The organism is Pseudomonas lopnurensis (assembly GCF_015070855.1).
In the GTDB taxonomy this organism is placed as follows: domain Bacteria; phylum Pseudomonadota; class Gammaproteobacteria; order Pseudomonadales; family Pseudomonadaceae; genus Stutzerimonas; species Stutzerimonas lopnurensis.
The window spans coordinates 1-20,245 of the sequence record NZ_JADDIX010000018.1 but is presented as its reverse complement, the minus strand read 5'-3'; the positions used below and the strand labels follow the sequence as shown (position 1 = coordinate 20,245).

Sequence of the window (20,245 nt, the reverse complement as noted above, 5' to 3'; positions counted from 1 at the left end):
AAAACCTGCTCATCATTTGCGCACCTTGATGGAGAACAGCCCCTGCGGGCGCAGCATCAGGATCAGGATCACCGCCGACAGGGTCAGCACCTTGGCCATCGAGCCACTGATGAAGAACTCGGCGATGGACTGCGTCTGGGCGATGGAGAACGCCGAGGCGATGGTGCCGAACAGGCTGGCGGCGCCGCCGAAGACCACCACCAGGAAGGTGTCGACGATGTACAGCGAACCGGAGGTCGGCCCGGTCGAGCCGATGGTGGTGAACGCCGCGCCAGCGACCCCGGCCACGCCGCAGCCGAGGGCGAAGGTCATGCGATCGACCTTTTTCGTATTGATCCCCACCGCGCGGCTCATCACCCGGTTCTGCACCGTGGCGCGCACCTGCAGGCCCCAGCGCGAGCGGTACAGCAGGAAGAAGATCGCCGCGGTCAGCAGCAGCGTCACGGCCATCACGAACAGGCCGTTGCGCGGGATGTCGATGGCGTCGGTGGGGTTGAACGAGCCCATCAGCCAGTCCGGCATGCTGGCGCTGACCTCACGGGCACCGAAGATCGAGCGGAACGCCTGCTGCATCACCAGCGACAGGCCCCAGGTCGCCAGCAGCGTATCCAACGGGCGGTGGTAGAGCTTGCTGATCAGCGCCCACTCGGCCAGCCAGCCCAGCGCGCCGGCGATCACGAAGGACAGCACGATGGCGACGAAGAAATAGTAGGGCTGCAGCTCGGGCAGGTACTTGAGCGTCAGCACCGAAACGAGATAGGTGGTGTAGGCGCCGACGGTGAGGAACTCGCCGTGGGCCATGTTGATCACCCCCATCTGGCCGAAGATGATCGCCAGGCCGAGCGCCATCAGCAGCAGCACGCAGAACACCGACAGCCCGTTGAAGCCCTGCATGGCCGCGATGGCGCCAAACTCCGATAGCCATTCCATAAGAAAACCCTCGCAAGAAGCCGCAAGCGCCAAGCCACAAGCTGCAAGCAGAGCGCTCTCCACTTGCCGCTTGAGGCTTGCAGCTTGTCGCTGCTGTTACTGATAGCCTTTCGGGAAAGGATTCGGTTCGATCAGATCGGACTCGTAGACGACGCTGAATTGGCCGTCGGCCTGCACCTGGCCGATGCGGGTCTTGCTCCACAGGTGCTGGTTCTCGTGCACCTTGACGTAGCCTTCCGGCGCGGTATCGAGTTCCAGCCCGGCGGAAGCGGCGACCACCTTGTCGACGTCGAAGCTGCCGGCCTTCTCCACCGCCGCTTTCCACAGCCACGGGCCGAGGTAGGCGGCCTGCGTCACGTCGCCGATCACCGCGTCGCTGCCGTACTTGGCCTTGAAGGCCTTGACGAATTCGGCGTTGTTCGGGTTGTCCAGGCTCTGGAAATACTTCATGGAGGCGTAGAAGCCGGCCATGTTCTCACCGCCGATGCCCAGCAGTTCGTCCTCGGTGACCGACAGGGTCAGCAGGGTCTGCTTGTCCGCGGTGATGCCGGCGGCCTTGAGCTGTTTGTAGAAGGCGACGTTGGAACCACCGACCACCGCGGCGAAGATCACGTCGGGCTTGCGCAGCTTGATCTTGTTGGTCAGCGAGCCGAACTGGGTATTGCCCAGCGGGTAATACTCCTCGCCCACCACCTTGCCGCCGAGCACGTTCTCGATGTGCTTGCGGGCGATCTTCATCGAGGTGCGCGGCCAGATGTAGTCCGAGCCGAGCAGGTAGAAGGTCTTGGCGCCCTTCTCCTTGGCGACCCAGTCGAGGCCGGCGAGGATCTGCTGGGTGGCCTCCTGGCCGGTGTAGACGACATTCTTCGACTGCTCCAGGCCTTCATAGAAGGTCGGGTAGTAGAGCAGGCCGTTCTCGCGTTCGAAGATCGGCAACACCGCCTTGCGCGAAGCCGAGGTCCAGCAGCCGAACACCGCGGCGACCTTGTCGCGTTCCAGCAGCTTCTTGGCCTTCTCGGCGAAGGTCGGCCAGTCGGAGGCGCCGTCTTCCTGGATCACCTTGATCTGCCGACCGAGAATGCCACCCGAGGCGTTGATCTGCTCGATGGCCAGACGCTCGGCCTGGATCGAGCCGGTTTCGGAAATGGCCATGGTGCCGGTGGCCGAATGCAGCTGCCCGACCACCACTTCCGTATCGGTGACGGCGAGCCCCGTGGTATTGACCTCGGCGCTGGCGGTCGAGGCGAAGATGCTCATCGCCAGCATCGAGAGTGCCGCAGCCCCCTGCGCGAGCCGGCGGGGAAGGCGGCGTGACGAACCCGTCAGTTTTGAATCCATGATGATTGCTCCTGTCTCGGTGGGCCGTGCATGGCTTGCGGCAGCCTGGCTGCTGCGGGCCGGCATCGGGTCGGGAGCAAGAATGGGCTCGGCGGGCGGGCCGGGGTATACGCAGGATGACGTAACGGGATACGTCATCTGACGTATCCGTGCCGGAACGCTACTGGTGCATCCTTGCGCCCGTATGGAGCACGGCCGGCGCCGCGGCCTGGTCACCGGAGCCGCCACAGGCGCCTTGCGCACGGCCCACCAGTCAATGCCAGGCAGTGCCGCTCGGGGCACGGAAGTTGCTCGATCCAATGAAACGACAATCAGCCAGGGCCGCCCGCGTGCAATTCACAGGCACACAGCGCATCGTCAAGATCCGCCGCGACTACAACAGCTGGGTCGCCGACGAGACGCTGGAAGACTACGCCCTGCGCTTCACCCCCAAGTCGTTTCGCAAGTGGTCGGAGTTCCGCATCGCCAACACCGCCCTCGGCGCGGTGTCGTTCCTCGCCCTGGAGGCCATCGGCGGCACCCTGGCGCTGTCCTATGGCTTCACCAACACCCTGTGGGCGATCCTCGCCGTCAGCCTGGTGATCTTCCTCACCGGGCTGCCGATCAGCTACTACGCCGCTCGCTACGGCGTGGACATGGACCTGCTGACCCGCGGCGCCGGCTTCGGCTACTTCGGCTCGACCATCACCTCGCTGATCTACGCCAGCTTCACCTTCCTGTTCTTCGCCCTCGAGGCGGCGATCATGGCGCTGGCCCTGGAGCTGTACTTCGCCATCCCGCTGGCGCTGGCCTACGTGGTGTGCTCGATCATCATCGTGCCGCTGGTGACCTACGGCATCACCCTGATCAACCGTCTGCAGATGTGGACCCAGCCGGTCTGGCTGACCCTGCTGTTCCTGCCCTACATCTTCGTCATCGCCAAGAACCCCGGGGCACTGGCCGACCTGACCAGCTTCGCCGGTCGCGAGGCCGACGGCGGCTCGTTCAACCTGCTGTCGTTCGGCGCCGCCTGCACCGTGGCCCTGGCGCTGATCACCCAGATCGGCGAGCAGGTCGACTACCTGCGCTTCCTGCCGGAGAAGACCCGGCACAACCGCCGCCGCTGGTGGCTGGCGATGCTCGCGGCCGGCCCCGGCTGGATCGTCCCCGGCGCGCTGAAGATGCTCGCCGGCGCCTTTCTCGCCTTCCTCGCGCTGCAGCACGAGATCCCCGTGGACAAGGCCGCCGAACCGACGCAGATGTACCTGGTGGCCTTCAGCTACGTGTTCGCCTCGCCGGAATGGGCGCTGGGCGCCATGGTGCTGTTCGTCATCGTCTCGCAGGTGAAAATCAACGTGACCAACGCCTACGCCGGTTCGCTGGCCTGGTCCAACTTCTTCGCCCGCGTCACCCACAGCCACCCCGGCCGCGTGGTGTGGCTGGTGTTCAACGTGTCGATCGCGCTGATGCTGATGGAACTCGGCGTGTTCGAGGCCATCGAGCAGGTGCTCGGGCTCTATGCCAACGTGGCCATCGCCTGGATCGGCGCGCTGGTGGCGGACCTGGTGATCAACAAGCCGCTGGGCCTGTCGCCGAAGGAAATCGAATTCAAGCGCGCGCACCTCTACGACATCAACCCGGTGGGCGTCGGCGCCATGCTCATCGCCTCGCTGCTGGCGATCCTCACCCACAGCGGGACCCTGGGCGCGCTGGCCCAGGCGGCCTCGCCGATCATCGCGCTGGGCACGGCGCTGGTCTGCGCGCCGCTGATCGCCTGGCTCACCGGGGGGCGCTACTACATCGCCCGGCAACGCCAGCCGCAGCTGCTCTACCCCTATAGCGTGCGCGGCAAGGTGGCCTGCGTGCTGTGCAGCAATGCCTTCGAGGAGCCGGACACCGCCTTCTGCCCGGCCTACGGCGCGCCGATCTGCTCGCTGTGCTGCTCGCTCGATGCGCGCTGCGGCGATCTCTGCAAGCCCGACGCGAGATTCTCCGCGCAATGGGAGAACTTCATCCGCTGGGCCTTCCCGCAGGTCTCGATTCCCCGTCTGCACACGCGTCTGGCGCAATATCTGGGCGTGCTCGGGCTGATCATCGGCCTGCTCTCGCTGGCGCTCTGGCTGATCTACAGCCAGGTCTCGCTGGGCGTCGTGGCGGGCTCCCGGGAAGCCGGCGAAACCCTCTACCAGGCCTTCATCAAGGCTTTCCTGACGCTGTCGCTGTTCGCCGGCATCCTCGCCTGGTGGGTGGTGCTGACCCGCGAAAGCCGCCGCGTCGCGCAGGAAGAGTCCGACCGCCAGACCCACCTGCTGATGCAGGAGATCGAAGCCCACCGCAAGACCGATGAACAGCTGCAGAAGGCCAAGGAAGCCTCCGAGGCCGCCAATGCGGCCAAGAGCCGCTACGTGACCGGCCTCTCCCACGAGTTGCGTACGCCGCTCAACAGCATCCTGGGTTATGCGCAGATCCTGCTGCGCGATGCGGCGATGCCGACCCAGCACAAGGATGCCCTGGGCACCATCCATCGCAGCGGCGCGCACCTGCTCTCGCTGATCGATGGCCTGCTCGACGTGGCCAGGATCGAGGCCGGCAAGCTCAACCTGGAGCCTTCGGAGATCGCCTTTCCGGAGTTTCTCGTCCAGCTGCGCCAGATGTTCGCGCCGCAGGCCGAGGAGAAGGGCCTGCGCTTTCATTTCGAAAGCCAGGGCCGCATGCCGGCGGTGGTGCGTGGCGACGAGAAGCGCGTGCGGCAGATTCTCATCAACCTGCTCGGCAATGCCGTGCGCTATACCGATGCCGGCAGCGTCACCCTGCGGGTCAGCTATCTGCGCGAAACCGCCACCTTCGAGATCGCCGACACCGGCATCGGCATTCCTGCGGAACAGGTCGAGCGATTGTTCCAGCCCTTCGAGCGCGGCGATCCGCTACGCCAGGACAACGGCCTGGGCCTCGGCCTGACCATCACCCGCATGCTGACCGCGCTGATGGGTGGCGAGCTTTCGGTGAAGAGCGAAGAAGGACGCGGCACCATATTCCAGCTGCGGCTGTTCCTGTCCGAAGTGCGCGTCCCGCAGGCGGTGGTGCACGTCGAGCACGATATCGTCGGCTACCTCGGCCCGCGCCGGCGCGTGCTGGTGGTCGACGACCATATCGAGCACCGCCGGGTGCTGGCCGGCATGCTCGAGCCGCTGGGCTTCGAAATCCTCATGGCGGCCAACGGCCACGAAGCGTTGAGCCAGGTATCGCTGCACAACCCCGACCTGATCCTGATGGACCTGTCCATGCCGCAGCTGGACGGCTGGCAGACCGCCGCGCTGATTCGCCGTTCCATCGGCTCGACCGCGCCGATCATCGTCATCTCGGCCAACGCCTTCGTCGACGAGCCGAGCGTGACCGCCGATTGCAACGACTACCTGCCCAAGCCCGTGCACGCGCCGATCCTGCTGGACAAGATCAGGCAGCAGTTGGCCTTGGAATGGATCAGACGCGACGCGCCCCCGCCCAGGCTCCGCCCCACCGGCCTGCCGACGGCGGCCTTGCTGGCGGTTCAGCAACAGGCCTCGCTGGGTTACGTGCGCGGCGTACTGCAACTGCTCGACCAGCTGGAGCGGGACGTGCCCGAAGCCGCCGAACAGATCGAGGAACTGCGCCAGTTGGCCAGGCGTTTCCAGCTCGACGAACTGAGCCTGCGCCTCGACGAGGCGCTGCAGACCACCGACAGTCCGACCACCATGGAGAACAGCCATGCATCAAGCTGATCATCCGCAGACCCAGGGCGTCGTGATGATCGTCGATGACGTCCCCGACAACCTCGCCCTGCTTTCGGGCGCGCTCGACCAGGCCGGCTACATGGTGCTGGTGGCGCTCGACGGCCTCAGCGCGCTGGAGCGCATGCAGCGCCTGAAACCCGACATCGTCCTGCTCGACGCCGTGATGCCGGGGCTCAACGGCTTCGATACCTGCCGCAGGATCAAGGCCCAGGTGGAGCTGGAAGACGTCCCAGTGCTGTTCATGACCGCCCTGACCGAAAGCGAGCACGTGCTCGAGGGTTTCGAGGCCGGCGGCATCGACTACGTGACCAAGCCCATCCACCCGGAACAGGTCCTGGCCCGGGTGGCCGCTCACCTGCGTACCGCGCGCGCCTTGCAGAGCGCCCGCCAGACCTCGCAACAGGTGCAATCGCCACCGGACGAACAGCAAATCCAGGCCATGCTGACCCAGCGCTTCCAATTGACCGGGCGGGAGGTGGAAGTGCTGCACTGGGTCTCCTGCGGCAAGACCAACCGCGACATCGGCGACATCCTCGGCCTCAGCCCGCGCACGGTGAACAAGCACCTGGAGCACGTCTACGTGAAGCTCGGCGTGGAAACCCGAACCGCCGCCGCAGCCATCGCGAGGTCCGCCACTTCCCGCTGATCCGGGCTGTCCCCCTGCGGCCCCGTAGGAGCCCGCTTGCGGGCGATCCGTCGCAACACCGTTGATCGCCGGCAAGCCGGCTCCTACGGGTTGTGGCAGGGCAAGCGCGATCCGGGAACGTTTCCAATGTGCGCCCTGTCTCAAAAAGGCAGATCGACATCAAGCTGTCCGCCGTCAGCGCGGATGGCCCTGCCAGAAAGGACGACAGGATGTTTTCCAGCTATCTCTACAATGCCGCACTCATCTATAGCCTGGTCTTCACCTCGGTGGGGTTCGTGCTGGGCATGTTCTACAACCACCGCAAGGTCTTCCAACTGGAGGACAAGGTGCAGCGCCTCAAACGCACCGTCCGCCACCTGCAGCGCAGGCTCGAACAGCAGCAGGCAACGCCGTCATCCGACGACCAGCCCTCGCGCCCTCAGACCTCGGCGCCCAGCGTGCTCTGAGGGTCCACAGCCGGATCGAACGGCTGCCAGGTTCCCCCGCTGACAACCGACCGTTCCAGCAGAACGGTCCGGTACCCGCACGCCGACGAAAGGCCAGGCGCCGCAGGCCAGGCCAGCGGCGGGCGCGGACGAAGAGCGGCGAGAAACCGCTCGGCGGTGCCTGGAACCTTGAAACTTTTGCTTACACCTTCAAGTCGGAGCCAGAGGAGTTCAGGAGGCGCCGGGCAGACGCCCGGTGGCCCGAGCGAAGCATCCGGTGCGCGACCAGGGTGCCGCGGCATGGCAGCCGCAGTACCGCGACGGAGTGGATGGTTACCGACCAGGATGGATCGCCCCGCCCCACAGGCGGCCTGGACAGCGTTGAGCACGTACGCCAAAGCAGGGAATAAGGAAGATGCTTTTCAATTCTGTGGAATTCATCGCCGGGTTTCTCCCGGTGGTGCTGATCGGATTCATCGTGCTGACCGGATCGGGCCGACAGCGCCTCGCGGTGATCTGGCTGACCGTCGTGTCGCTGGTCTTCTATGGCTGGTGGAACCCGGCCTACGTGCCGCTGCTGGTCGGCAGCATGCTGTTCAATTACCTGCTCGGCGGCCATCTGCGCCAGCGCCCCTCACGCCTGGTGCTCGGCCTGGCGGTGCTGGCCAACGTACTGCTGCTTGGCTACTACAAGTACACCGGCTTTCTCTTCGCCAATCTCGACGAGGCCTTCGGTCTCGGCTGGCGCGTGGACGACATCATCCTGCCGCTGGCCATCTCCTTCTTCACTTTCCAGCAGATCGCCTATCTGGTCGATGCCCACGACGGCGTGGTGGAGGAGCACGACTTCGCCAACTACTGCCTGTTCATCAGCTTCTTTGCGCAACTGATCGCCGGGCCGATCACCCACCACGGCGAGATGCTCGCCCAGTTCCGCGACAGCGCGACCTTTCGCGCCCGGCTGGACAGCCTCTCCCTGGGCGCGACGGTCTTTCTGCTGGGGCTGTTCAAGAAAGTAGTGGTCGCCGACACCCTCGCGCTGAAGGCCACGCCGGTATTCGCCCTCGCCGCCGACGGCGGGACGCCATCCCTCTATGACGCCTGGACCGGCGCGCTGACCTACACGCTGCAGATCTACTTCGACTTCTCCGGCTACAGCGACATGGCCATCGGCTTGGCCCTGCTGTTCGGCATCGCCCTGCCGGTCAATTTCAACAGCCCGTTCAAGGCGCGCAATGTCATCGAGTACTGGTCGCGCTGGCACATGACGCTGACGCGCTTTCTCACCGCCTACATCTACAACCCCATCGTGCTGCGCGTGACGCGTGCGCGGATGGCAGCCGGCAAACCGCAACCGCGGCGCGGCAGGATGACCGCCGGCACCTTCTTTGCCCTGGTCGCCTATCCGACCGTCTTCACCATGTTCATTTCCGGTATCTGGCACGGTGCCGGCTGGCAGTTCGTCGCGTTCGGCCTGCTGCACGGCTTCTATCTGGTGGCGGCGCATGGCTGGCGGGCCTGGAAGGTGCGCCAGGGCTGGCAGCTGGACAGCACTACCTGGTGGCATCAGGCGCTGGCGGTGCTGCTGACCTTTCTCTGCGTGGTGGTGGCCATGGTGTTCTTCCGCGCCGCCAACGTATCGGCAGCGATGAGCGTGCTCACCGGCATGCTCGGGCTGAGCCCGAGCAGCACGCAACTGGACCGTACCGACTTCGTCTACATCGCCGCGCTGCTGGTGTTCGTCTGGGGCATGCCGAACATCCAGCAGTGGATGGGGCATTTCCGTACCGCGCTGAACTTCCAGCCGCAACCGCACTGGACCGGGCGCTGGCTGCCGTTCGGCGCCTGGCGCCCTGCCCCGGTGCATGGCGTGGCGGTCGGCGTGCTCGGGTTCTTCGCCCTGGCCATCGCCTTCTCCATGGCACCCACCGAATTCCTCTATTTCCAGTTCTGAACCTTCGACAAGGAGTCCCCGGCAATGGAACAACTCCCCTGGCTACCGCCACATCCCGATCTTGGCGCCGCGATCAGCCAGACCAAGCGCATGGACGACCCGCTGGCGCGCCTGACCGAAGCCATTCGGCTCGCCGGCTATCGCCGGGATTTCATCCTCACGGCGCGGCTGGACAAGCTGGTGACCACCGGGCTGGCGGAGCATGCGGCAGCGGCGCGGCTTACGCCGCTGCGCGTGGCGCTGCTGTCCTCGCACACCATGGACCACCTACTACCGGCCATTCGCGTCGCCGGGCTGCAGCGGCGCCTGGCGCTGTCGCTGTACGTCGCGCCCTACGGCATGTACCGCCAGGCGTTGCTGGCCGACGACCCGGCGCTGAACGCCTTCGCCCCGCAGCTCGTGGTGCTGGCCCTGGATGCCCGCGACGCACCGCTGCAGGTGCCGCTGCAGGCCTCGCCAGCCGAGGTCGAGGCTGCCGTGCGCGAGCGCGTCGACGAGCTGCGTTTGCTCTGGCGCCGGGCCCGCGAGCGCTATGCCGCGCAGGTCGTGCAACAGACGCTGGTGCCGGCCGACCCGCCGCTCTTCGGCTCCTTCGAAGCCCTGGTGCCCGCCTCGCCGCTGGCGCTGATCGAACGCCTGAATACCGCCATTCGCGACGCCGCGCGGGAGGATGGCGTGCTGCTGCTGGATCTCGCCTGGCAGGCCGCCGGCTACGGCAGCGGCCTGGCCGATCCGGTGCGCTGGCATCAGGCCAAGCAATTGATCAGCCCCTCGCTGTCGCCCTTGTATGGCGACCAGCTGGCGCGGGTCGTAGCCGCAGCGACCGGGCTATCGCGCAAGTGCCTGGTGCTGGATCTGGACAACACCCTGTGGGGCGGCGTGGTCGGCGATGACGGCGTCGACGGCATTCAACTGGGCCAGGGCAGCGCCAGCGGCGAAGCCTTCCTCGCATTCCAGCGCTACGCCGTGCAACTGGCGCGGCGCGGCGTGATCCTCGCGGTATGCAGCAAGAACGACCTGGAAGTGGCCGAAGCGGCGTTCGCCCACCGCGAGATGGCGATCGAGCGCAGCGCGGTCGCGGCCTTCGTCGCCAACTGGGACGACAAGGCCGGCAACCTGCGGCGCATCGCCTCGCTGCTCGACATCGGCCTCGACAGCCTGGTGTTCGTCGACGACAACCCGGCCGAGCGCGACATCGTGCGCCGCGAACTGCCCGAAGTGGCGGTCCCGGAGCTGCCCGAGGACGTCGCCGACTACCCCGCGCGCCTGGCGGCGGCCGGCTATTTCGAAGCCGCCTCCTTCACCGCCGACGATGCCGGCCGCGGGCGCAGCTATGCCCTCAACGCCGAGCGCAAGGCGGCGCTGAGCCAGGCCAGCGACATGGACGGTTATCTGCGCGGCCTGGACATGGTGCTGCGCGCCACCCGTATCGGAGCCGCCGAGCGCGTGCGCAGCACCCAGCTGATCAACAAGACCAACCAGTTCAACCTCACCACGCGCCGCTATACCGAGGCCGAAATGGCGCGTATCGCCGACGATCCGCGCGCCATCGCCCTGGCCCTGCGCCTGGAGGACAAGTTCGGTGACAACGGCCTGATCAGCGTGGTGCTGGCGCGCCCCGACGCCGCCATCGACACGGACGAATTGCTCATCGACAGCTGGCTGATGAGCTGCCGCGTGCTCGGCCGCCAGGTCGAGGTAGCCGTGCTAGAGGTCCTGGCGGCCGCCGCGCAGGCAGCCGGCTGGCGGGCATTGGTTGGCGAGTATCGGCCCACCGAGCGCAACGGCATGGTGGCCGAACATTACCCGCGGCTGGGCTTCCAGCAACGCCCGGCTCCCATGGGTGCCGAGCGCGAAGCAAGTTTCTGGCGCTACGAGCTGGCCTCTCGCGCTCCCCTCAACCACTTCATCCAGGTGCAAGCATGAACGAAAAGGACATTCTCGCGGCGCTGACCCAGGTCTTCCACGACGTGTTCGACGATGACGACATCGTCCTCACGGCCCACACCACCGCCGACGACATCGATGGCTGGGACAGCCAGGCGCACGTCTTGCTGATCGTCGCCGCCGAACAGCGCTTCGGCATCAAGTTCCGCACCGCCGAGCTGGAGTCGTTGAAGAACGTCGGCCACTTCGTCCAGTTGATCCAGACCAAGCTCGAGGGGCGCTGACGCCATGACCGGAACCGTCGAAACACCCCTGGACGGTTCTACCGTCCAGGCCGAGGCCCGTGCGACCGGCATGGGCCCGGCCTACCTGCTGGCACTGTTCGCCGGGCTGTTCGGCTCGCTGGGTGCCTTCGCACTGTTGCTGGGCGGGCTCAAGCTCACCGATAACCTGCCGCCACCGGCCTTCTCCAACAGCCTGTGCGTGGACGAGAAGCTCAACTTCCTGCGGCACAACCCCGTGCCTGACCCGAACCTGCTGGTGATCGGCTCCTCGGTCGCCTGGCGGCATGTCGACGGCAACGTGCTCGTCGAACAGGCGCCCGGTTCGCGGCCGCTCAATGGCGCTTTTTGCGGGCTGCACGCGAATCAGTCGGCCTATGTCGCGAACTGGCTGCTCGACCGTCACCCAGGCATTCGCCAGGTGGTCATGATCGTCGATCCGCTGGATTTTTCCGGCTGCTGGAAGGTAGCGGATGCGGTGTTCGACCGCGATGACGCCGACCACTACGTATACCGGCAGGCTTCGCCCTGGGGTTACTACCTGCGCTATTTCTCGCCCCGTTCGCTGCTGAGCAATGCACGGACGGTCAAGGCGCAACGGGCGAACCTGATCGAATGGGACCCACTGGTGTTCAACCGCTACGGCGACGGCCCGCTGGAGCCACGCGGCGACCGTGGCCTGTTCTACGGCCCTCCGGACCCGCTCGATGCCGGTTGCTTCGAGGCGCTGCAGTCACTGGCCAGCCGCCTGCAGCAGGAAAAGCGCCAGTTGCTGATCGTTTCGACGCCGCTGCACCCTCAATGGAAGGAAGAAATGGATCGCGACGGCAGCTTCCTCACCTATTTCGACTCCAGGCTCAGCGCAGCGATAGCCGGCAGCGATACGGCCCGCTATTGGAACGCCGACCGTGAATGGGTCGCCCCACCGTCGGCCTTCGTCGATGCCATCCACCTGCGCTGGACGGCGGTGCAGGATTTTTCCTCGGCACTGGCCCGGCAGCTGCGCAGGAGCGAGCCCCTGGTGCGGAAAGAATCCCCCTTGGCCAACGGGAGTCAGTCGACGCTACAGTGAGAACAAGCGAACGCGCATGCATGAAAATGGTCTCTACTTCAAACATACAAAAATGAATGTAAAGCCGGGAGTACCACCATGCCCTGCCATCCTTCGCTGCGCCCTTGCCTGTTCGTCACCCTGTTCACCGTACCGATGCTGGCACCGGCAGCCACGCTTTCGATCAAGGCGGAGAACGACATTCTTTCCTCCGGCAGCGATGGCCATTATTCCAATGGGCTGGAGGTGATCTGGGGCTTCGAGCCGGAACAGTCACACTGGAGCCGCAGCATTGCCAACGTCCTGCCGGGCTGGTCGGGCGAGGCCGTGGACAACGTTGTCTACCGCTTCGGCCACCAGCTGTACACCCCCGAGGAAATCGAGATCGGTCAGCTGATCGAAGACGATCGCCCCTATGCCGGGCTGATGTTCGCCGGGCTATCGCTGTTCGCCGACACGCAGCACGACGGCTGGCGCAGCGCCGAGGGGCTGCACCTGGACATCGGCATCGTCGGCCCCGCCGCGGGCGGCAAGCGGCTGCAACGCGCGGTACACCGGATCACCGACAGCGACGAGCCCCGGGGCTGGGACAACCAATTGGAAAACGAGCCCTTCGTCAATCTGGCCTATCAGCACCGCTGGTGGCTGCAGGAGCGCTTCGCCGGGCTGGAGCTGGAATACGGCCCGAGCCTGGGCTTCTCGCTCGGCAACCTCTACACCTACGCCTCGGCCGGCCTGGGGGCGCGAATCGGACAGAACCTTGGGCGCAGCTTCAGCATTCCGGCGGTGACACCGGCGCAAAGCGGCAGCCAGTTCTTCCGCCCGGGCAGCGACTTCGGCTGGTACGGCTTCGCCAACGTCGAGGGGCGCTACATGGCGCAGAACATGCTGCTCGACGGCAACACCTTCGAAGACAGCCACTCGGTCGACCGCCGCGAATGGGTCGGCGATGCCAAGCTCGGCGTGGCACTGACCTGGAGCCGCTGGCAACTGGCGTTCGCCAGCGTCTGGCGCACCCACGAGTTCGAAGGCCAGCATGAGCACGACCAGTTCGGCTCGATCACGCTGTCGACCTGGCTCTGACGAAACGACGCCGCGGCACTTCCTTCATTGTCGTACTGCGGCGTTCCAACCGACTCAGCATCGCAACTGCCGAAACTAAGCGCACCGTTCCCACGAATTGTCTGTGCAGCATTCGAAGTCGTACGTGGGAGACGACCGAATACACCCAAGTTCTCAACGGCACGATACAGATTGCTGTTCGCCAGGAAGCTTGGGGAGCGTCCAGACGCTGCGAACAAGCATCCGCTATAATGGCCAACACTTCGTGAAAGAGGTTTTCCGCTATGTCGAGTCTGTCCTTGCAAGCCAAGAAGGCCTACTACGCCAAGGTCCGCCAATCGAACTACGCCGCCAGCCTGCGCCTGGAAGGTTTCGATACCACGCCAGCGGACGCCAAACGCGAACTCCCAACGCGTGAAGCTGCCCTGAGGGCCTTACGCACTCGGCAGGCCTGATGCTCGATAAGTACGGTGTTGGCCAGGATCCGCTCTGCTATCCAGGCACCAAGGTTCTACGCAACCGCCTCGACCTGACCGATGACCAGGCGCTTCACGATGCTGAGCGCACCCTCTCCGAAATCGCTGCGGCCACCATCGATTTCGACTTCCTCCTTACAATTTTCCCTATTGCAGCGGATCCATCGCGCCCTTTTCGCTGACGTTTACGATTGGGCCGGAGAGCTTCGTACCGTCGATTTATCCAAGGGCGGTACGCACTTCTGCAACGTCACCCGAATCGATGCTGAGGCAGCGAAGCTTTTCAGGCGATTGGCAGCTGCCAACTGGTATGAGGGAATGTCACGGCAGCAACTGGTTTGCGCCGTTGCTGAATGCTATGGCGATTTGAACATGGTCCCTCCGTTCCGGGAGGGGAACGGACGGGCGCAGCGGATTCTGTTCGACCACATCATTATCAACGCTGGCTATGAGATCAGTCGGTGGGAAGTCGAAGAGCGCGAGTGGATTCAGGCAAACATCGATGCTGTGGTCTGTGACTATCGAGCGATGACCGAGATATTCCAGCGCTGTATCGGCCAGGCGATCCGCTAGCGGGACAACAAAGGGACATTTCGGGACACCCAAAAAAGAAAAAGGGTTAGCTTTCGCTAGCCCTTCGATTTCTTTGGTGCGGAGACAGGAGTCGAACCTGCGACCTTCGCATTACGAAAGGTCGGCACCTGTCATCGCAAAAGCTGGAAGCCAGTAAAATCGGGGCCTCCAGCTTTCCTTCGTCGTCGCACTGCCCCGCTCTCCTGTAGATTTCGGCCGGTTTTGGGACACCTCACCGCTGCACACCTCAAGGGCATAAAGCACATCAAAAAACATCTTACAGAGTGCTTTTCAGAGTGCTACGCTATGCACGCTTATCTCGTTCGCACAAATGACCTTGCGAAGACCTTAATCAAGATAGCTCGGCCCACAGTAGAGAGCCCAGATTAGCTAACGAAGCTTGGCGGTTCGGCCCATAGATAGAGCTCAGGCACCTTAGAAACGCGGATAGCAGAGAACAGGTGGATATGGCGATGACTTACACGGTACTGGCTGACGTTGCGGCGTCGGTGACAGAACTAAAAAAGGACCCAATGGGCACCATCCGCGAAGGCGGTGGCGAAACCGTCGTGATCCTCAATCGAAACGAACCAGCCTTCTATGCCGTACCTCCGGCGCTCTACGAAGCCATGCTGGAAATGATCGACGATGCCCGCCTGGCCGAAGTCGTGCGTGAACGCCGCGGTGAACCCACTGTACGAGTAGAGATCGATGACCTCATCGCGCAAGCCGGCGGAGCCGACTAAGTACGCTCTGGAGTTCAACGCCCAGGCGCTCAAGGAGTGGAGCAAGCTGGGCAACACCATCCAGCTGCAGTTCGCCAATAAGCTGAAAGAACGCCTCGAGAATCCCCGAATCGACGCCGACAAGCTCAGGGACATGCCCAACTGCTACAAGATCAAGCTTCGCTCCATCGGCTACCGCTTGGTCTACGAAGTAATCGACAGCCGCCTGGTTGTAACAGTGGTCGCCGTAGGCAAGCGGGAACGGAGCAAGGTCTACGGCAGCGCTGCCAAACGCTTGTAAGGAACCTCGAGCATGCATAACCCGCCCCACCCTGGCGAGTTCATTACCGAAACGTATCTTGAGCCAAACGGCATCAGCGGCCGTCAGCTGGCGGAAAAGCTCGGCGTCGCACCCTCCACCTTGAGTCGCGTCTTGAAGGGCACCAGTCGCGTCACGCCGGAAATGGCTCTGCGCCTGTCGGTAGCGCTTGGCCGCTCGCCTGAGAGCTGGCTGGCTATGCAAGAAGCTTATGACCTTTGGATTGCCCGGCAGCGCGTGGACTTGCAGCATGTAGGCAAACTAGCCTTTTACTAGCACCTTCTATAATTAAACCGTTTGGCGTTACGCCTGCAGATTCAACCCGTCAGCTACCAACCCGAGAAGCAGCGCTGAAAGCATTATTAGAAGCGGGACAAGGCAGGGACACTTCGGGGACACCGCCGGAAAACAAAAAGGGCTAGCCGAAGCTAACCCTTTGATTTCATTGGTGCCGGAGACAGGAGTCGAACCTGCGACCTTCGCATTACGAATGCGCTGCTCTACCTACTGAGCTACACCGGCGCCAGGCGGCGGATTATCGGGGGTTCTGCGGCCGGACTCAAGCCCGGCCGCAATCGCCGAGGCGAAATAGCGGCCGATATCCCCTGCCCTGCGGTTTTTTTCACTCAGTGCGGTCCCGAGGCGGGCTGGGCGCTGTCGCGGCTGAGGTCCTGCTTGACCTGGTCGGCCAGGTTCTCGCCCTCGGCGCTGGCCATCTCGTAGCCCTCGCGCGCCTTCTGCTTGAACTTGCCGGTGAGTTCGTCGCTGGTCTGGCCCATCAGCTCGTCTTCACGCCGCGTGGACGGCATCGACGCCGCCAGCAATGCCCCCAGGGCGATGCCCATGGCGCCCAGCGCCAGCGGTTGCTCGTCGAGCAGTTGCGAGAAGCCACCGCGGGCACGGTCGGCGGTATGGCGCAGGCTATCGGCCGTATGCCGCACGCTCTCTGCCGCATGATGGCCGGTTTCGCTGACTCGGCTGCGCGCATTGCCCAGCGTGCTGGAGGCGTCGTGGCGCGCCTGCGCGGCCTTGTCCTTCATCCCGCCGCCCTGCTGCTTGAGCCCCGAAGCCTTGGCGGCAAGCTTGTCGGTCATCGACGGAGCGGTGGATGCGCCGTAGTCCGGCCGGCGGTTCTGCCCGGCCATGAGCCAGACCAGGCCGACGGAGGTGAGCAGCGTCGGCACCGGATTGGCCTTCAGGGTATCGCTGAGGTTGTGCAGGAAATCGCCGCCCCCGCCCTTGGCGTAGCCCAGCGCGGTATCGATCATCTGCCCGGGCGATAGCTTGCTTTCCAGGGCGTGAACGATATTGCCGATTTCGGCGCGCTGCTGGTCGATTTCCCGTTCGAGGGTGTCCGGGTCTTTCTGCGCTTCGGCGTCGATCTGATGATGAGTGCTCATGCGTGCCCCCTGACGACTTCTTTATCCTTGTTCAGCGAGTGGAGGGTGCGGTCGGGCTTGAAGGACGAGGCTTCGAATTTCTTCTTGCCCGCGGTGACCATGATCAGGCCGATGATCACCACTACGCCGCCGACGATCAGCGCCGCCAGCCAGGGTTCCATCAGGGTGCCCAGGAAGTACACGGCCGACATCAGCAGGATGATGAAGCCGGACAGGAGCACCGCGCCGCCGGTGGCGACACTGGCAGCACCGGCCTTGGTGGCGCGCAGCGATTCATTCAGCTCGGCTTTGGCCAACGCCAGTTCCTTGGTGAACAGCGACGGTACCTCGCGGGTCAGTTGGCGCAACAGGCCGCCGACCGAGGTGTCCTGTTCGGAATGGACCGGTTCATAGGGCGTATTGAGGTTGCGTTGCTCGTTCATCGATTAAGCCCTCCGTCTGTGCCTTTGCCATTGCTGCCGGTGCCCTTGGTTGGCGAGGGCACGCCGGCGTTGCTGATGCTGCCGACAGTGCCGGCGGGGGCGTCGCTGGAGATGCGCGAATCCAGTTCGGCCTGACTGGGCAGGGTTTGCGCCGTCACGTCTGCCGGTACGCCCAGGGGCGACGTGGGATGCGGACGCGCGGCCTCGGAATGGCCGTAATCATGGGTCGGCTCACGGGCGCCGGTCTCCGCCCGGTGGCTGGAGGCACGGGCGAAGCGGGTCAGGCCGAAACCGAGGGCGACGCTGCCGGCGATGAACAGCGCCGGATTGTTGCGGGCCAGGCGATTGACCTCGCCGACCAGCTCGTCGACGCTCTTGCCGCGCAGGTTGTCGGCCAGCTCGACCATGCTCTGCGCCATGTCGGATACGTAGTGGGACAGGCCCGCGCGATCCTGGTTTTCCAGTTCCGCCGCGGCGGCCTTGGCGCTCTGGGCGACCTTTTCCAACTCGTCGGCGGCGCTGCCGCGATAGTTCTCGAGCTGAGCCTTGCCCTGCTGCTTGACCTCCTCTGCAGCCTGGCGCGCCTTCGCCTTGGCGTCCTCGCTCATCTGAGCGGTGCCATCGGGCTGCGCGGCCGTCTGGCCGGGTGAACTGCCTGCGGGCTGCGTGGAGCCGGTCTTGGCTGGGCCGCCGTAACCTGTGATGTCTTCATCGGGTGTCGTCATTTTGATCCACCTTGCGTAGGGTCTGGCCGGATGACCACGGTCCGTTGAAACACAGCGATGCGGAGTTGCCGCGGCCGTGCAGTTTCAGTGCGCACATAAATGGTGACCGGGCCCCAAATTTTGAGTTCCGTGGCTCTGGCCGGGCGGCTCAAGACCTTGGCGCCGGGATTGTGGAAGGGCACGCGCGCAGCGCCGCAGCGAGCGCCAGCAGTGGCTTGCTGGCGCTTTGCCGGGTTTCGGGCGTCAGCCGGCATGTGCCGCGGGCTGCGGGCTGGAGGGAGGCGAACAGGCGAAACGGCGAGCAATGGCAGGCGGGTGACCGGTCGGTCAGCGCAACATCGGCATGCGTGGCCGCAGCGGGCCGACGAGCTGTACCGGGCGTGCGAACGCAAGAACGGGCCCGAAGGCCCGTTCCTGTGTGCTGTGCGCTTCGACCTTACAGCGGGCCGATGCTGGAGCAGCTATGCGCAGTCTTGGCGTGCTTCTGCAGGACCGGCAGTTGCGGGCGCTGCTTGCCGCTGGTCACGTCCAACGACAGTGCGTACTCGCCCCACCAGGGACCTGCCGCCCAGTAGGTGCTGGGAATGCAGTTCTGGCGCAGGTAGGCCAGCAGGTTGTCGGTGGCGACGATGGCCGACGGGGAGAAATCCGGCACGCCGTGCTCACCGATGTAGCCACGCAGCTTGTTCTGCTTGAGCCAGTCGACGAAGGGCTTGACGCGATTCACGCCGATCATCGGGTCGAACTTCTCGTTCTTGTCGAAGTAGTTGCCGGAGAAGTCCTTGTCCACGTACATGTGGGCTTCGTACACCAGGTTGTTCTTCGGATCGCGCATCCACGGGTTGGTGATCAGTTGGCTGTTGTAGTGCGGCCAGTGGTAGGCGCTCGACCAGCGATCGCCCGCGACGTAGATCCAGCGCTTGGAATCGACGGTGCGGATCGCCTGGGCAGCGGCCAGGGCGGCCTGCGGCCACAAGCCGTTGGTGGAGTACGGTTCGTTCATCAGGCCATAACCTTCGACGGCCGGATGGTTCACCACCTGCTGCGCAATCTGCTTCCAGACGGCGGCGAAGGAGCCGATGGGTACCTCGTTCGAGCCGATCAGCTTGCCGAAGTAACGGTAGTAGTTGTGCAGGTCGAGGATCACCTTGACGTTGTGCTTGTGCGCGAAGTCCAGCGACTGCTTGAGGCGCGCCAGCTCCTCGGCGTTCAGCGGGGTGTTCAGCTTGGGCTGGATACGCTCCCAGAGGAACGGCAGGCGCACCAGCGGCATCCCCAGGTCGGCGTACTTCTTGTAGTACGACTCGGCCGGGTAGGTGTAGTTGGTGCCGTGCTTGCCCGGAACCACGGAAGGCCCGAAGCCGGCGCCCGACAGGTTGACACCCACCAGCAGCGGCTTGCCGTTGGTGGTATCCGGCGCCGAAGGGGCCGGAGTGGGCTGGGTGGTGACCGGCGGGGTGGTCAGCGCCGGGGACGACGGCGTGCCGCCGCCGGACTCGCTGACCACGGAAACGGTTTTCGGGTAGCCCAGGCTATTGCCGTTGAGCGTCGCACCGTCCAGGAACACGCTCATGTTGCTGCCGACGATCTGCGCGCGAAGGATCTTGCGAACCTGGCCGTCGGCCAGTTTCACCGATGCACCCGCCTTGAAGGCTACGACATTGGCGGCGGTGGCCTGGATGGAGAAACCGGCCGACGCGCGGAAAACGCCATTCAACCAATCGGTGTTGGTGAAGTTATTGAGGTTGCTGGTGGCCACCGTGGTTTGCGAGGGCACGGTCGGTGCCGCACCGCCGGTACCGGATACCAGGGTCAACTTGTTGGGCGCGCCGACAACGCTGCCGTTAACTGCAGCACCATCGAGGAAAATGCTCATGTTGCTGCCGACAACTTGTACGACGGTAACCTTGCGCACCTGGCCATCGGCAAGTTTGACCGACACGCCAACTTTGAACGCGGCCTTGTTGCCCTCGGTCGCCGCGATGGAGAAACCGGCGGACTTGCGCCATACGCCATTCAACCAATCGGTATTGGTGAAGGCGTTGATGCTGGTGGCATAGCTGTTACCGGTGGACTGCTCCGGGGCCGGAGTCGGGACGGGAGTCGGGCTGACCGTCGACGCGCCGACGATGCTCACCGAACGCGGCGCACCCACCTTGTTGCCGTCGACTGTCGCGCCGTTCAGGAACACGCTCATGTTGGCGCCGACCACCTGCACGCGGTCGATCGTGCGTACCTGGCCATCGGCCAGTTGCACCGAGGCGCCGGCCTTGAACGCCGCC

18 protein-coding genes, 1 tRNA gene and 1 pseudogene are annotated in these 20,245 nt (G+C 64.6%); 13 read left to right on the top strand and 7 right to left on the bottom strand.

Features of this window, described 5'->3' with window-relative positions; all coding sequences use genetic code 11:
- Window positions 1-12: 12 nt before the first annotated feature.
- Together urtB and urtA are read right to left on the bottom strand one after the other, a co-directional pair.
- Window positions 13-930 (bottom strand): urea ABC transporter permease subunit UrtB, encoded by a 918-nt coding sequence (urtB, locus tag IN820_RS03570; protein ID WP_193679657.1) that lies wholly within the window; start codon window positions 928-930, stop codon window positions 13-15.
- A gap of 96 nt (window positions 931-1,026) precedes the next feature.
- On the bottom strand, window positions 1,027-2,196 hold the full coding sequence (urtA, locus tag IN820_RS03565) for an urea ABC transporter substrate-binding protein (RefSeq protein WP_376779328.1): 1,170 nt from the start codon (window positions 2,194-2,196) through the stop codon (window positions 1,027-1,029).
- A 401-nt stretch (window positions 2,197-2,597) separates the two neighbouring features.
- On the opposite strand from urtA, the gene IN820_RS03560 reads away from it, so the two are divergent.
- From IN820_RS03560 to IN820_RS03500, 13 genes and pseudogenes are all read left to right on the top strand, one after another.
- The gene (locus IN820_RS03560; RefSeq protein ID WP_193679655.1) at window positions 2,598-6,005 is read left to right on the top strand and encodes an ATP-binding protein; all 3,408 of its coding nucleotides are present in this window, start codon (window positions 2,598-2,600) and stop codon (window positions 6,003-6,005) included.
- Window positions 5,992-6,663, top strand: a complete 672-nt coding sequence (locus IN820_RS03555) for a response regulator (RefSeq protein WP_193679654.1) — start codon at window positions 5,992-5,994, stop codon at window positions 6,661-6,663. The genes IN820_RS03560 and IN820_RS03555 overlap by 14 nt, the downstream gene beginning before the upstream one ends.
- 209 nt (window positions 6,664-6,872) lie before the next feature.
- The gene (locus IN820_RS03550) at window positions 6,873-7,109 is read left to right on the top strand and encodes a hypothetical protein (protein ID WP_193679782.1); all 237 of its coding nucleotides are present in this window, start codon (window positions 6,873-6,875) and stop codon (window positions 7,107-7,109) included.
- 394 nt (window positions 7,110-7,503) lie between these two features.
- Window positions 7,504-9,042, top strand: coding sequence for an MBOAT family O-acyltransferase (locus IN820_RS03545; protein ID WP_193679653.1), 1,539 nt, complete (start codon window positions 7,504-7,506; stop codon window positions 9,040-9,042).
- Between the two features lie 24 nt (window positions 9,043-9,066).
- Window positions 9,067-10,968, top strand: a complete 1,902-nt coding sequence (locus tag IN820_RS03540) for an HAD-IIIC family phosphatase (RefSeq protein WP_193679652.1) — start codon at window positions 9,067-9,069, stop codon at window positions 10,966-10,968.
- Window positions 10,965-11,213, top strand: a complete 249-nt coding sequence (locus IN820_RS03535) for an acyl carrier protein (protein ID WP_193679651.1) — start codon at window positions 10,965-10,967, stop codon at window positions 11,211-11,213. The genes IN820_RS03540 and IN820_RS03535 overlap by 4 nt, the downstream gene beginning before the upstream one ends.
- 4 nt (window positions 11,214-11,217) lie before the next feature.
- A complete protein-coding gene (locus tag IN820_RS03530) occupies window positions 11,218-12,282 on the top strand; it encodes a hypothetical protein (protein ID WP_193679650.1) in 1,065 nt (354 codons plus the stop codon).
- A gap of 78 nt (window positions 12,283-12,360) precedes the next feature.
- Window positions 12,361-13,344, top strand: a complete 984-nt coding sequence (locus IN820_RS03525; protein WP_193679649.1) for a lipid A deacylase LpxR family protein — start codon at window positions 12,361-12,363, stop codon at window positions 13,342-13,344.
- Between the two features lie 263 nt (window positions 13,345-13,607).
- Entirely contained in the window at window positions 13,608-13,778 is a 171-nt protein-coding gene (locus tag IN820_RS03520) for a YhfG family protein (RefSeq protein WP_193679648.1), read from the top strand.
- Window positions 13,778-14,372 (top strand): annotated as a pseudogene (locus IN820_RS03515) (Fic/DOC family protein). The gene IN820_RS03520 and the pseudogene IN820_RS03515 overlap by 1 nt, the downstream one beginning before the upstream one ends.
- Before the next feature lie 473 nt (window positions 14,373-14,845).
- Entirely contained in the window at window positions 14,846-15,118 is a 273-nt protein-coding gene (locus IN820_RS03510; RefSeq protein WP_193679647.1) for a type II toxin-antitoxin system Phd/YefM family antitoxin, read from the top strand.
- Window positions 15,084-15,398 (top strand): type II toxin-antitoxin system RelE family toxin, encoded by a 315-nt coding sequence (locus tag IN820_RS03505; RefSeq protein ID WP_193679646.1) that lies wholly within the window; start codon window positions 15,084-15,086, stop codon window positions 15,396-15,398. Before IN820_RS03510 ends, IN820_RS03505 begins: the two co-directional genes overlap by 35 nt.
- 12 nt (window positions 15,399-15,410) lie before the next feature.
- Window positions 15,411-15,692: a HigA family addiction module antitoxin gene (locus IN820_RS03500; RefSeq protein ID WP_193679645.1), complete on the top strand. Its 282-nt coding sequence runs from the start codon at window positions 15,411-15,413 to the stop codon at window positions 15,690-15,692.
- 170 nt (window positions 15,693-15,862) lie between these two features.
- Here the strand turns inward: IN820_RS03500 and IN820_RS03495 are convergent.
- The 5 genes from IN820_RS03495 to IN820_RS03475 form a co-directional block, all read right to left on the bottom strand.
- Window positions 15,863-15,938: transfer RNA gene (locus IN820_RS03495), tRNA-Thr, on the bottom strand.
- Between the two features lie 104 nt (window positions 15,939-16,042).
- Window positions 16,043-16,816 (bottom strand): DUF3618 domain-containing protein, encoded by a 774-nt coding sequence (locus IN820_RS03490; RefSeq protein ID WP_193679644.1) that lies wholly within the window; start codon window positions 16,814-16,816, stop codon window positions 16,043-16,045.
- On the bottom strand, window positions 16,813-17,238 hold the full coding sequence (locus tag IN820_RS03485) for a phage holin family protein (protein ID WP_193679643.1): 426 nt from the start codon (window positions 17,236-17,238) through the stop codon (window positions 16,813-16,815). Before IN820_RS03485 ends, IN820_RS03490 begins: the two co-directional genes overlap by 4 nt.
- Complete coding sequence (locus IN820_RS03480) at window positions 17,235-17,963, bottom strand: hypothetical protein (protein WP_193679642.1); 729 nt, start codon at window positions 17,961-17,963, stop codon at window positions 17,235-17,237. The genes IN820_RS03485 and IN820_RS03480 overlap by 4 nt, the downstream gene beginning before the upstream one ends.
- Before the next feature lie 436 nt (window positions 17,964-18,399).
- Window positions 18,400-20,245: glycoside hydrolase family 5 protein (locus tag IN820_RS03475; protein ID WP_193679641.1), on the bottom strand; the 1,846-nt coding region annotated here is incomplete at its 5' end.